The sequence below is a fragment of the Martinezella sp. CNPSo 3732 genome (assembly GCF_057784515.1).
This window is the reverse complement of the sequence record NZ_JBXSOO010000015.1, coordinates 99,885-112,938: the sequence shown is the minus strand read 5'-3', so window position 1 is coordinate 112,938 and position 13,054 is coordinate 99,885. Positions and strand designations below refer to the sequence as shown.

Below are 13,054 nucleotides of genomic sequence, written 5' to 3'. Positions count from 1 at the left end.
GAAGGCGCCGCGCAGTTCTTTTGCCGCGCTGACGCCACTCCTCCCCCTTAGCCTTTGGATCGCAGGTAAGCGCCGCGTTCCAGCTCCGCGCGATTGGTCGCGGTGCGCAGCCGCAGCAGATCCTTACGGGCGATGAGGCCCACGAGGCGGCCGGTCTGCGGTTCGACGACGGGAACACGTCCCGTATCGGCATGGATCATGATATCGGCAACGCGTCCCACGGTATCTTCGGCATAGGCAACGGGAAGAGACGTATCCGAGATCACGTCATAGAGCGACTGATCCAAGAGCTCCGGTTCGCCCTGCCAGCGCAAAGCATCGGCGCGCGAGATCATGCCGACGAGGCGGTCATTCTCTCCGACGACTGGATAGAAGCGATGCGCATCCGGCTGCTCCGTCATCTGCGCTAGCGCTTCCGACAGGCGCATGGAGGCTGGCAAGGTGTCCACCTTGGCGATCATGATGTCGCGAGCACGGGTCAGCTCAAACGGATCGATGCCGTATTCGCGGGTAATGTGCTGGCCACGCCTGGCGATCTTTTCCGTCAGAATCGATCGTTTCAGCAGAAGGACAGTGACGGCATAGGCCGCGACTGTTGCCGCAAGCAGGGGCACCAGCGCACTCGTATCACCGGTCAGCTCGACGGCGAAGAATGTGCCCGTCAGCGGAGCGCGCATCGTGCCTCCCATCATCGCCGCCATGCCGAGCATCGCCCAGAAACCGGGATCGCCGGGCAGGGCGAGGCCGACCAGCCAGCCGAGGGCTCCGCCGAGGATGAGCAGCGGCGCCAGGACGCCGCCCGATGTGCCAGAGGACAGTGCCACCAGCCAGATGCCCGCCTTGACCAACAGGATTGCCAGAACGGCCCCGACGGCGATGCGGCTATGCAGGAGATCGGCGATGATGTCGTAGCCGACGCCCAGCGCGCGTGGCTCGATCAGCCCACCGAGCCCGACGACGAGGCCGCCGAGTGCGGGCCACCACATCCAGTGGATCGGCAGCTTCTCGAAGGCATCCTCGATCTTATAGAGCAAAGTCGTCAGCAGGCCGGATTGCAGGCCGGAGACGATGCCGAGGCCAGCGGCGAGCACGATGCCCCACCAGGAGAGCGACATGTCGAAATGCACGGGGAAGAGCGCGCCGCTGCCGATCAGGAGCGGCCGCCAGACGACCGAGACGCAGGCTGCGACCGCGACCGGGATGAAGCTGCGCGGCTTCCATTCGAAGAGCAGCAGTTCGACGGCAAGCATGACGGCCGCGATCGGCGTGCCGAACACCGCCGTCATGCCGGCCGCAGCGCCGGCAACAAGCAGGGTCTTTCTCTCGGCGGCACTCATATGAAAGAACTGCGCAAAGAGCGAACCGATGGCGCCGCCCGTCATGATGATCGGACCTTCCGCGCCGAATGGACCGCCGGAACCGATCGAGATCGCCGATGAAAGCGGCTTCAGCACCGCCACCTTCGGCGACATGCGGCTGCCGCCGATCAGGATCGCCTCGATGGCTTCGGGAATGCCGTGGCCGCGAATTTTCTCAGAGCCGTAACGTGCCATCAGGCCGATGACGAGGCCGCCCAGGATGGGAGCGGCGACCATCCAAGGCGAGCGTGCCACCGTGGCAAAGGAGAGCGGCTCGGTGCTGATCCTGAACAGCCAGACCGCATTGCTGACGAGCGCGATGAGGTTGATGAGTACCCAGGCAGCGAAGGCGCCGCCGGTGCCGACGACGAGCGCCATGGCAATCAGCATCAGGACGCGCTTGTCCGTGGTGAAATCGCCATTGTCCTTGCGGGAGGCCCCGCCGGAGAAATCGTGGCTGTGACTTTGTGAGGTGGGTATGTCCTGCATGGGAGGCCTTCTGTGCCAGAGCATTTCCGCTTTTCTTCGAATAGCGAAAGCGCTCTATTTTCGTATTCTTACGCATTCCGGACGGAAAACCGCTGCGCACTTTTCCTGGAATGCTCCAAGCGCGCGGGACCGCCTTTCAGCCGTTCCCCGCTTGGAGACGGCAAATATATCGTAATGCGATATAAATCAACCGATGTGCATTGCGATCTGCAAGATTCGGTTTCGGCACTTTTGGTTCTTGATCCAGAGCATAGGGTTGCCGCAAAACCGCTGAAGATTTTGCGCGATATGCTTGAGGACCGCGAATAGCGGCAATGAGGACGATTTTGATGGTGCGACGTTTGGATGAAGCTCTTTCGCAGGCTGACTATGAGGCGCTGGCGACGCTGCGCTATACCCTGCGCAAGTTCATGGATTTCAGCACGTCCGCGGCGCAGGAGGCGGGCCTGCCTCCACAGCAGCATCAGGCGTTGCTGGCGATCAAAGGGAATGGCGCCGCCGAGGCGATGACGATCGGCATGCTCGCGGAAAAGCTGCTGATCGCACCGCATACCGCGACAGAACTTGTGGGGCGCCTGATCGACGGCGGCTATGTCACCCGTCATCCCGATCCAACGGACAAGCGCCGGCAGACGCTGCAATTGACGGAAAAGTCCGAAAAGGTTCTCCAAATGCTCAGTTCAATTCATCTGGTCGAAATCCGTGAGATGGCGCCGCGGCTGATCGAGATCCTGACCCAGCTTCAGGCCCGCGTTCGCAACGACTGAGGGCGCTATTGTCCGATGATGTCGGCAACGGCGCGGTGATTACTAGCCGAGGCGGATGCCGCCGTCGCAGATCAGCGTGTGGCCGCTAGTGAAGCCGTTGCCGATCAGGAAGGCGATGGCTTCGGCGATTTCCCGTGGGTTGCCGACGCGGCCAACCGGCGTGCGTGCCGCAAAGCCGGCAAAGGTTTGCTCCCTCTGCTCTGCGGTGAAATCCCACCAGGGAGTATCGACGACGCCGGGCGACACGCAATTTACCCGGACCGGCTTGAGTTCGACGGCGAGGATCGGCGCCAGGACGGCTATGGCGGCATTGATGGCTCCGAGCCCTGCGGTTCCGGGCATCGCCGCCTGTGCCGAGACGGCAGAGACGAAGGTGATGCTGCCTTGCTTCGAAAGATGCGGAAGGCAAGCCTGGGCGCAGGCGAAATGCGCCATCGTTTTCTGCTCGAAGCCTTTCCTGAGATCGGCGAGGTCGATCGTGGCGAAAGGGCCGGCGCCATTGCCGCCGCCCAATGCCAGGACGAGATGATCGACCGGTCCGAGTGCCTGGAAGGCCTCGGCAAGGCCGGCAAAGTCGGCAGCATCCATGGTCACGGCGGCAATATCGCCGTCGAGGCTCTGCTCAGCTGCCTGGAGCTTGGCGGCATCGCGACCCGTGATGGTAACGCGATAGCCTTTTTCGAGAAGATGGCCGGCGGTCGCAAGACCGATGCCGGAGGAGCCGCCGATAATGGCGACGTGTTGAGACGACATAGGTGTCTCCTTTCTGGGGTAGGGGAGTGTTGGGAGATGTGGTTCAGGCGAGGCCGGCAAGGCTCTGGCTGAGTGTCCGCAGGCGCTGTCGCGCCGTCGCGTCATAGGCTTGAGCAGAGGCGCGGGATGGGCGCAGTCCGTCGTAATAGAGGCCGGTGTGTCCTTCCAGAGCGGTGTCGGCGGCCAGATTGAGGATGGCATCGGCCCCTTGCTCGACAGAGCTTAGCGGTGCAACGCCTGCCTGACGCACCATGGTCGTATCCATATAGGTCGCCGGATGCAGGCAGTTGGCGGTGATGCCGGAGCCGGCAAGCTCCTCGGCGAGATCGAAGGTGAACATGATCTGCGCCAGCTTGCTCTGGCAGTAGGCGCGCACGCCGCTATAGCCGCGCGTCAGCATGACATCGGAGAAGTCGATGGCTTGCTGGCCGACGGAAGACACATTGACGATGCGGGCGGGAGTGCTTGCCTTCAACAGAGGCAGGAGCCGGCGCGTCAGCAGGAAGCCGGCGAGATAATTCACCGCAAAGCGCAGCTCGTATCCGTCTCGGCTTACCTGGCGCCCGGCGTCGCTGCCACTGGTGCCGATGCCGGCATTGTTGATCAGGACATCAAGGCGACCGTAGTCGCGCTCGATGGCGTCGGCCAGAGTGCGGACCTCTTCCAGCGAGGAAAGGTCGGCGAGATAATAGGCCGCTTTGCCGCCCGTATCCTGGATGCGGGAGATCAGTTCTTCCGCGCGGGTCTTGTCGCGACCATGAACGATCCCCGTCGCACCTGCTGCTGCCAGTCGTTCCGCAACTCGGCGCCCGACACCATCCGTCGAGCCTGTAATCAGGACCGTCTTGCCGCTCATATCCATAGCAACCGCCTTCTCGTTATCTGCATGATGGATATTTGGCAGCTTGTGAACGCGGCAAACAGTTCTGACTTTATCCTAGTATTGATCCTGCTATGATAAAGCATGACCATCAACCAGAGCCAGACCATTCTTGAAGCCAGGCGTCGCGAGTTCGGCGCCTTTCTGCGCTCCCGCCGGGAAAAACTGACGCCCGCAGGCGTCGGGCTTCCGGAAGGGTTTCGGCGGCGCACGCCGGGGCTCAGGCGCGAGGAAGTGGCGCTTCTCGCCGGTGTCGGCACCACTTGGTACACATGGCTGGAACAGGGCCGGGATGTCCGCCCCTCCACGGAGGTTCTGTCGGCGCTGGCCGACGCGCTACGCCTCGATCCGGCCGAGCGGCGGCATCTCTTTACGCTGAGTGATCGGCCGTCTGCGGAAGCTCCTTCGCGCGGTCCTGAGGATGTACCAGACGCTCTGCGGCGCATGCTTGCGAGCCTTAGGGGCCAACCGGCCTATGTTCTCGGCCGGCGTTGGGATGTGCTGGCCTGGAATGCCGCCGCAGTCGCACTTTTCGGCGATTACGCCCTGCTGCAGGGGGACGCGCGCAACAGCGTCCATCGGGTGTTCACCGATCCTGCGCATCGGCAGCTTCTTGTCGATTGGGAGATCGTGGCCGCGAATTCGCTGGCGATGTTCCGTGCCGATAGTGCCCGTTATGCCGGCGATCCCGACTTCGAGCGGCTGATCGCCACGTTGACGCAGGCGAGCCCCGAATTTCGCGCCTGGTGGCCGAGACAGGATGTGCTGCGACCGCTGACAGGTCACAAGCGTCTGCGCCATCCGGAGGGCGGCTTGATGACATTCGAATATACCGCGCTTGCCGTCATGGACCGTGCCGACATGAAGCTGGTCGTCTATACGCCGCTCGAAGAGGACGGGACGAGCGACAGGCTGAAACGGTTGTTGGGCGGCGCCGGCGCAGCCTAAATCCGGCTTTCTCCGAACCCAACCATCTTTTTTAGCCCTCCAGATCGTTCTTCAGCTGATCGAGGATGGAGAGGGCATGGCCGGCATAGGCGCTGATCCAGCGATCATGGATCTGCTTGATCGGCAAGCTGTTCAGATGGTTCCAGCGCTCGCGTCCTTCTTTCCTGGCGATCACTAGGTCTGCATCTTCAAGCACTTTCAGGTGCTGCATCACGGTGCAGCGGTCCATATCCGTGAAAGCCTCGCAGAGCGAGCCCGTCGTGCGCGGTGCATCCTTGAGCATGTCCAGGATTTCGCGCCGCCGACGATGCGCAAGGGCCTTGAAAATGAGATCGCTATCCGATTCGTTTGACATGTTATATTTTTATAACATAATGAGGTCATTCGCAATGGAGCGATAACGACAGACAAATGATGGAGGAGATGCCATGACATTGAATGTTCGGATTTCAGGACGGATCGGCCGCAAGGTGGATGAAGTCTTCGATGCTGTCGTCAACCCGAAGAAGCTTTCGAGCTACTTCACCACTGTCGGCGGGGCGAGCGCGCCCCTAGTGGCGGGAACGACCGTCATCTGGTGGAAGAACGCCCCCGTCGAGGTCGATGAAGTGGAGATCAACAAGCGCATCGTCCTTCACTGGGAAGGCGGCACCGGCGAGGACGGCGTCCGTTACAGAACCAAAGTGGAAATGACTTTCGATGCGCTGGAGGATGGCGGCACGCTTGTCATCATCGAGGAATCGGGCTGGCGCGAGGACGAGGCCGGCCGCCGTAGCACCTATCTGAACTGCGAGGGCTGGACCCAGATGCTCTGCTGCATGAAAGCCTTCGTCGAATACGGTATCAATCTGCGCGAAGGCTTCTTCCTGAGCGAAATGCGCGGCGAGCCGGCGGAGGCACCGGATCGCTGAGTTCCGGCAAACCCGTATCGACGGTCGCTACCGCCCCGATCCCTTTCCTGGCTATCAGTCAGTGGCCCGGTGCCGATTGCGGCGCCGGGCCTATCTCTTTCCGGATTCAGCCACTCGGAAGTGCGGTTGATACCGTGCGATGGATATCCATCTCCCGTTGTAGTAGGCTTCGGATAATCGGAAGAAGAGCGGCGTTGATGGTGAGGGCGCTCAGGATGGGATGGGAAGATCACTTTTGTGTGTGGATAAGCTCAAAAGCCGGGTGAATGACAAAATCCTTTAAATAATAACGGATTCATTGCTGGCGGGACGGGGCCTGCGCCAAAATTGCCTAAATTTAGAATGATGGGAGCGCGCGTCATAACGGGCTTGTCGAAAGAAGTGTATACGGCAACTCCAAGACGGATCGTCGATACTACTGAATAAATACCCGAACAGTCGGAACCGGCGAAGATCACTATAAACAGGTAGAGCATGTCGAGCCCAATCGATCTGGAAAATGCCGATGAGGAATTGGAAGAACGTGGCGGTATCGTCGGTTTGTTGAACCGCTTCCGGGCGCTGATCGTCGCTTTCCTCACCGTCGCCGTCTTCTGCATCGCCGCCTATGCGATCTACGACCTGACGACCGAGGTGCGCTATGACGACGTCGTCCACGCCCTGACGACGACGAAGATCTCCTCGGTGCTGCTGGCGCTGTTGTTTACCGGCCTGAGCTTCGCCTCCCTGATCTTCTATGACCAGAATGCGCTCGAATATATCGGCAAGCGGTTGCCGTTTCCGCATGTGGCGCTGACCTCCTTCAGCGCCTATGCGGTCGGCAACACGGCGGGTTTCGGCGCGCTCAGCGCCGGCGCGATCCGCTATCGTGCCTATACCCGGCTCGGGCTGTCGCCCGACGACATCACCCGCGTCATCGCTTTCGTAACGCTCGCCTTCGGTCTCGGCCTGGCCGCCGTCGGTGCTATCGCGCTTCTGGTCATCGCCGATGAGATCGGCCCGCTGATCGGCGTCGATGGCTTGTGGCTGCGGCTGATCGCCATCGCCATTCTTGCGGCGCTTGCCTTCGTGGTCTATGCCGGCCGCAACGGCCGCGAGGTGCGCATCGGGCCGGTCGAGGTCCGGCTGCCGGATTCGCGCACATGGTCGCGGCAGTTCCTGGTCACCGCATTCGATATCGCAGCCTCGGCCACCGTGCTTTATGTGCTGCTGCCGGAAACCTCCATCGGTTGGCCGGGCTTCTTCGCCATCTACGCCATTGCTGTCGGTCTCGGCGTGCTCAGCCATGTTCCGGCCGGCTTCGGTGTTTTCGAGACGATTATTATCGCTTGGCTCGGCAGTTCCGTGAATGAAGACGCCGTTCTGAGCTCGCTGGTTCTTTATCGCGTCATCTACAACGTCATCCCGCTTGTCATCGCGATCGCCGCGATCTCGGTGGCGGAGCTGCGCCGTTTCGTCGATCATCCGGTGGCTTCCAGCATGCGCCGCATCGGCGCCCGCGTCATGCCGCAGCTCTTGTCTGCCTTTGCGCTATTGCTCGGCATGATGCTGGTCTTCTCGAGCGTCACGCCGACGCCGGATCAGAACCTGATCGTGCTGTCCGACTATCTGCCGCTATCGCTGGTCGAAAGTGCGCATTTTCTTTCGAGCCTTCTTGGGCTGGCAATCATCGTGGCTGCGCGCGGCCTCAGCCAGCGCCTGGACGGCGCCTGGTGGGTATCGAGCTTTTCGGCGCTGCTTGCCCTGTTCCTGTCGCTGCTGAAGGCCATCGCCATCGTCGAAGCCGGATTGCTGGCCTTCTTCGTCTTCAGCCTCGTCGTCAGCCGCCGCCTATTCAAGCGGCCGGCCTCGCTGCTCAACCAGACGCTGACGGCCGGATGGCTGACGGCCATTGCCGTCATCTGCATCGGCGCGATCGTGGTGCTGTTCTTCGTCTATCGCGATGTCGGGTACAGCAATCAGCTCTGGTGGCAATTCGAATTCGCCGACGAGGCGCCGCGCGGGCTTCGCGCGGCCCTCGGCATTTCCATCCTGTCCTCGGCGATCGCGATCTTCAGCCTTCTGCGCCCGGCGACGAAGCGCCTGGAGCCCGTGACCGACGATGCGGTGACGCGTGCCGTCGAAATCGTCCGCAAGCAAGGCGTGGCCGATGCCAATCTGGTGCGTATGGGCGACAAGAACATCATGTTCTCGGAAAAGGGCGATGCCTTCATCATGTACGGCAAGCAGGGCCGCTCGTGGATCGCGCTTTTCGATCCGGTCGGTCCGCGTCAGGCGCTGCCCGATCTGATCTGGCGTTTCGTCGAGACTGCGCGCGCGGCGGGTTGCCGCTCGGTGTTCTACCAGATCTCGCCCGCACTTCTGTCCTATTGCGCCGATGCGGGCCTGCGTGCCTATAAGCTCGGTGAATTGGCCGTGGTCAATCTTGCCAATTTCGAGCTCAAGGGTGGTAAATGGGCCAATCTCAGGCAGACGGCCAGCCGCGCGGTGCGCGATGGACTAGAATTTGCCGTTATCGAACCTCAAGATATACCTGAAGTCATGGATCAGCTTGCCCATGTGTCCGATACATGGCTGGCCGATCACAATGCCAAGGAAAAGAGCTTCTCGCTGGGCGCGTTCGATCCGGACTACGTGTGCTCGCAGCCGATCGGCGTGTTGAAAAAGGATGGTAATATCGTCGCTTTTGCGAATATCCTGATGACGGAGACCAAGGAGGAGGGGTCCGTCGACCTGATGCGTTTTTCGCCCGATGCCCCGAAGGGTTCGATGGATTTCCTGTTCGTGCAGATCCTCGAATACCTCAAAGGCCAGGGCTTTCAGCGTTTCAACCTCGGCATGGCACCGCTATCGGGCATGTCGAGACGGGAATCGGCGCCGGTTTGGGACAGGGTCGGTGGGACTGTCTTCGAGCATGGCGAGCGCTTCTATAACTTCAAAGGGCTTCGTGCCTTCAAATCCAAGTTCCATCCCGAATGGCAGCCACGCTACCTGGCTGTTTCGGGAGGTGTAAGTCCAATGATCGCGTTGATGGATGCCACATTCCTCATCGGGGGCGGACTTAAGGGGGTCGTGAGGAAATGATCTTGAAATACGCAATGTCATTGGCTTTCGCATGTATGGTGTCGATGGGCCTGCTGGTGTCGGGTCCGGCACGGGCGGAAGCCGACGATGCCAAATACGATCTGGGCATGATCCCGGCGCCGCACATCATGCGCCCACAGGGCAAGGTTTCGAACGAAGTCGTGCTGATTTCCGATCTCGCCGGCTGGGGCGACAAGGAAAAGGCGGTTGCCGACAAGCTGGTCGCCAACGGTTCGCTCGTGATCGGTATCGATTATCCCTCCTTCCTGGCTTCGCTCAACAAATACGATGTCAGCCAGAATGATGGCTGCATCTACATCGTCTCGGATCTGGAGTCGCTCAGCCAGCAGGTGCAGCGTTCCTTTGCCGACAGCACCTATCAGCTGCCCATCATCGCCGGCGTCGGCGCCGGGGGCGCCATGGCGCTGACGATCGCCGCGCAGACCCCGGATGCGACGGTTGCCGGTACGCTGGCTGTCGATCCGACCGCGGGCATCGGCCTGAAGCAGGAACTTTGCACGCCGGCCGAGAAGAAGACCGATGGCGACATGGTGTCCTTCGGCCTGCAGGAAGGTGCCTTGCCGAACCCGATCCTCGTGACGTTCACAGCCAATGCGCCGAAGGACGGGCGCGACCACGTCGAGGACATCCAGAAGGACCATCCCGAAGTCCAAACCACGGATTCGGACAATGCAGACACCTATGCGACGCTTGAGGCATCGCTCGCCGATCTGATGAAGACGATCGACAGCTCCAAGTCGCCTCTCGGCCTGCCCCTCGATGTCATGGAAACGACGCCGACCGAGGATACGCTCGCGATCGTCTATTCCGGCGACGGCGGCTGGCGCGACATCGACAAGGAAGTCGGCAGCTATCTGCAGGATCAGGGTATTCCGGTCGTGGGCGTCGATACCCTGCATTATTTCTGGACCGAGAAGGATCCGCAGCAGACTGCGAACGACCTCGGCCGGATCATCGATTTCTACACCAAGCGCTTCAAGGTCAAGCATGTGGTGCTGGTCGGCTATTCCTTCGGCGCCGACGTGCTGCCAGCGAGCTACAATCGCCTGCCTCAGGCCGAAAAGGACAAGATCGTCCAGATGTCGCTATTGTCCTTGTCGCAGAAGGTCGACTATGTGATTTCGGTCATGGGCTGGCTCGGGGCTTCGAGCGAGGGCAAGGGAGGCGATCCCGTCAACGACCTGAAGTCGATCAATCCGAAGATGGTGCAATGCGTCTACGGCAAGGACGATGACGAGGATGTCGCATGCCCGTTGCTGAAGAGCACTGGCGCCGAAGTTATCGCCATGGATGGCGGTCACCATTTCGATGACGACTATGAGGCACTGGCGAACTACATCATCAAGGGTCTGAAGAGCCGCCTCGGCGAATAATGCTCATGGCGCGCGGCATCTCTTGCTGCCGCGCGCCCTCTCCGTCTTTCTCTACTCATTGTCTCCAGCTGATTTTCCCGAGCGTCCTGCCCAGCATTTATTTGCTTCTTTCGACGGCTGCCGTTAGTCGGGAAGGGCATATCATGAGCGCCGCGTTTGCGCGCAGGCGCTCACCGTCTTATCCAGAAAGGTCCGCTCTTGTCCGCTGCAACGAATTCCGCCTTCTCCAAGACCTATTCCGGCTTCCTGTTCGACATGGACGGCACGATCATCAATTCGATCGCTGCCGCCGAACGTGTCTGGGGCAACTGGGCGCGCGCCCAGGGTCTTGATGTCGAGAAGTTCATGCCGACCATGCATGGCAAGCGCGGTGTGGATACGATCGGCCAGTTGAATCTGCCTGGCGTAGATCCGGTCGCAGAGGCGCTGAAGATCACCGAAGCTGAAATTGCCGATGTCGAGGGTGTGATCGCACTGCCCGGCGCCGTCGATTTCCTTGCATCGTTGCCGCCGGAGCGCTGGGCGATCGTTACCTCGTCGCCCTATCGGCTGGCGCTGGCGCGGCTGGATGCTGCTGGAATCCCGGTTCCGCGCTTTATGGTCACCGCCGAAGACGTGAAAGTGGGCAAGCCTGATCCGCAGGGCTATATCCTCGGCGCGCAGCGCCTCGGCCTCAGCCCATCGGAATGCCTGGTGTTCGAAGACGTCTTGGCCGGCGTCAAGGCGGGTGAGGCGGCCGGTGCGGATGTGGTGGTTATCACCGCGACGCATTCGCATCCGATCGAAACCGATCACACGATGCTGCGAAATTACGAAAATGTTCGTGCGCATGTGGATGGCGACGGAAAATTGTCGATCATCCGCAAGGACTGAAAGAGCGGACCTCTTTCTGCGAGGGCTGGATGTCGTTTTCGCGCTTTGCAACGGGCGGCCGGCTCATTATGTTTTCGTGATATCATAGATATTTGCGAAGATCCGATGAGCCTCAAAGAACTGAAAGCCCGATATCGCAGCGAGCGTCTCGCGGCGCGCGACGCTATTCCAATGGAAGATCGTATCGAAAAAGCCCTCGCCATGGCGGTGCATGGCGGACAGGCAATCGATGTCGGGCCAGGGGAGATCATCTCCGGTTTCCTGCCGATCCGCTCCGAAGTGGATATAAGGCCGTTGATGGCGCGGTTGCGGGAGCGCGGCGCGCGGCTTTGCGTGCCTGTCATTCTTGATCGCAACACCATCGTCTTTCGTGAGCTTGTCGCAGGCGCGCCCTTGGTTCCGGTCGGATTCGGAACCTTCGGACCGGGACCTGATGCGGCGGTGCTGGACCCGGACGTCATGCTCGTACCGCTTTCGGCCTTCGACAGAAGCGGCCATCGCATAGGCTACGGAGCGGGCCACTACGACCGCGCTATCGAGCGTTTGCATCAAAAAGGCTTGAATCCGCGGCTGATCGGCATTGCATTCGATTGCCAAGAAGTGCCATCAGTACCGGCTGAGCCGCATGATGTCCGTCTTGACGCGATTTTGACCGAGAGCGGACTCAATTTCGTTTCGGAAGTGATTGGATAGTGAATGCGGCTACTTTTTCTGGGTGACATGGTTGGCAAGACGGGACGGACTGCGGTGTGGGACCGCCTGCCGGGCCTCGTATCCGACCTGAAGCTCGATTTCGTCATCGTCAACGGCGAGAATGCCGCCGGCGGCTTCGGCATTACCGAGGACATCTTCCTCGAGACGATCAACGCCGGCGCTGATGTCGTGACGACGGGCAACCATGTCTGGGACCAGAAGGAAGCCGTTATTTTCTGCGAGCGCCACGACCAGTTCCTGCGCCCCGCCAACTATCCGGTCGGCACGCCCGGCCGCGGCTCCGGCCTCTATTACGCCCGCAACGGCGCCCGCGTCCTCGTCGCCAACATCATGGGCCGCGTTTTCATGCATCCGGAGCTGGACGATCCCTTCAAGTCGGCAGAAGCCATTCTCGATGCCTGCCCGCTGAAAGAGCAGGCGGATGCCATCGTCTTCGATTTCCATGCGGAGGCGACCAGCGAAAAGCAATGCTTCGGCCATTTCGTCGATGGCCGTGCGAGCTTCGTGGTCGGCACGCATACGCATGTGCCGACCGCGGACGCACAGATTCTGAACGGCGGCACGGCCTATATGTCGGATGCCGGCATGTGCGGCGATTACGATTCCTCGCTCGGCATGGAAAAGGAAGAGCCGCTCAACCGCTTCATCTCGAAGATGCCGAAGGGACGTTTCGAGGCGGCTTCGGGGCCAGCTACCATCTGTGGCGTCGGCGTCGAGATTTCCGATGTCACGGGCCTGGCCGAAAAGATCGCACCGCTGCGGCTTGGACCGCGCCTTGCGGAGACCATTCCTGACTTCTGGCGCTGATCGCTGCACTAAAGCGCGTCGCGATCTTTCAGATTCGCTTCTCACGCTTTAGGTCTTTGATTTTGTGCATGTCGTC

The 13,054-nt window shown here is 60.8% G+C and carries 13 protein-coding genes; 9 read left to right on the top strand and 4 right to left on the bottom strand.

Features of this window, described 5'->3' with window-relative positions:
• Window positions 1-47 precede the first annotated feature (47 nt).
• Window positions 48-1,847: a chloride channel protein gene (locus AC13RM_RS22310; protein WP_285172921.1), complete on the bottom strand. Its 1,800-nt coding sequence runs from the start codon at window positions 1,845-1,847 to the stop codon at window positions 48-50.
• Window positions 1,848-1,859: 12 nt separating this feature from the next.
• Here AC13RM_RS22310 and AC13RM_RS22305 point away from each other — a divergent pair, with 12 nt between their 5' ends.
• Window positions 1,860-2,156, top strand: a complete 297-nt coding sequence (locus tag AC13RM_RS22305; RefSeq protein ID WP_488555570.1) for a hypothetical protein — start codon at window positions 1,860-1,862, stop codon at window positions 2,154-2,156.
• 20 nt (window positions 2,157-2,176) lie between these two features.
• Window positions 2,177-2,614 (top strand): MarR family winged helix-turn-helix transcriptional regulator, encoded by a 438-nt coding sequence (locus AC13RM_RS22300; RefSeq protein ID WP_113230702.1) that lies wholly within the window; start codon window positions 2,177-2,179, stop codon window positions 2,612-2,614.
• Between the two features lie 42 nt (window positions 2,615-2,656).
• On the opposite strand, the gene AC13RM_RS22295 is transcribed toward AC13RM_RS22300, so the two are convergent.
• The gene (locus AC13RM_RS22295; protein ID WP_285172920.1) at window positions 2,657-3,367 is read right to left on the bottom strand and encodes an SDR family oxidoreductase; all 711 of its coding nucleotides are present in this window, start codon (window positions 3,365-3,367) and stop codon (window positions 2,657-2,659) included.
• A 43-nt stretch (window positions 3,368-3,410) separates the two neighbouring features.
• Window positions 3,411-4,229: an SDR family NAD(P)-dependent oxidoreductase gene (locus AC13RM_RS22290; protein ID WP_285172919.1), complete on the bottom strand. Its 819-nt coding sequence runs from the start codon at window positions 4,227-4,229 to the stop codon at window positions 3,411-3,413.
• Between the two features lie 102 nt (window positions 4,230-4,331).
• Between AC13RM_RS22290 and AC13RM_RS22285 the strand changes: the two genes are divergently transcribed.
• The gene (locus AC13RM_RS22285) at window positions 4,332-5,195 is read left to right on the top strand and encodes a helix-turn-helix transcriptional regulator (protein WP_488555569.1); all 864 of its coding nucleotides are present in this window, start codon (window positions 4,332-4,334) and stop codon (window positions 5,193-5,195) included.
• Window positions 5,196-5,226: 31 nt separating this feature from the next.
• Here AC13RM_RS22285 and AC13RM_RS22280 read toward each other — a convergent pair whose 3' ends face one another.
• Window positions 5,227-5,550, bottom strand: coding sequence for an ArsR/SmtB family transcription factor (locus AC13RM_RS22280; protein WP_285172917.1), 324 nt, complete (start codon window positions 5,548-5,550; stop codon window positions 5,227-5,229).
• A 73-nt stretch (window positions 5,551-5,623) separates the two neighbouring features.
• Between AC13RM_RS22280 and AC13RM_RS22275 the strand changes: the two genes are divergently transcribed.
• The 6 genes from AC13RM_RS22275 to AC13RM_RS22250 all read left to right on the top strand — a co-directional run bounded on the left by AC13RM_RS22275 (window position 5,624) and on the right by AC13RM_RS22250 (window position 12,978).
• Entirely contained in the window at window positions 5,624-6,106 is a 483-nt protein-coding gene (locus AC13RM_RS22275; protein ID WP_440478318.1) for an SRPBCC domain-containing protein, read from the top strand.
• A gap of 474 nt (window positions 6,107-6,580) precedes the next feature.
• Window positions 6,581-9,190 (top strand): bifunctional lysylphosphatidylglycerol flippase/synthetase MprF, encoded by a 2,610-nt coding sequence (mprF, locus tag AC13RM_RS22270; RefSeq protein ID WP_285172915.1) that lies wholly within the window; start codon window positions 6,581-6,583, stop codon window positions 9,188-9,190.
• Window positions 9,187-10,584: a virulence factor gene (locus tag AC13RM_RS22265; protein WP_113231680.1), complete on the top strand. Its 1,398-nt coding sequence runs from the start codon at window positions 9,187-9,189 to the stop codon at window positions 10,582-10,584. Before mprF ends, AC13RM_RS22265 begins: the two co-directional genes overlap by 4 nt.
• 198 nt (window positions 10,585-10,782) lie before the next feature.
• Window positions 10,783-11,457 (top strand): HAD family hydrolase, encoded by a 675-nt coding sequence (locus AC13RM_RS22260; RefSeq protein ID WP_374816383.1) that lies wholly within the window; start codon window positions 10,783-10,785, stop codon window positions 11,455-11,457.
• A 105-nt stretch (window positions 11,458-11,562) separates the two neighbouring features.
• Window positions 11,563-12,150: a 5-formyltetrahydrofolate cyclo-ligase gene (locus AC13RM_RS22255; RefSeq protein WP_488555568.1), complete on the top strand. Its 588-nt coding sequence runs from the start codon at window positions 11,563-11,565 to the stop codon at window positions 12,148-12,150.
• A gap of 3 nt (window positions 12,151-12,153) precedes the next feature.
• The gene (locus AC13RM_RS22250; protein ID WP_113231682.1) at window positions 12,154-12,978 is read left to right on the top strand and encodes a TIGR00282 family metallophosphoesterase; all 825 of its coding nucleotides are present in this window, start codon (window positions 12,154-12,156) and stop codon (window positions 12,976-12,978) included.
• Window positions 12,979-13,054: the final 76 nt, after the last annotated feature.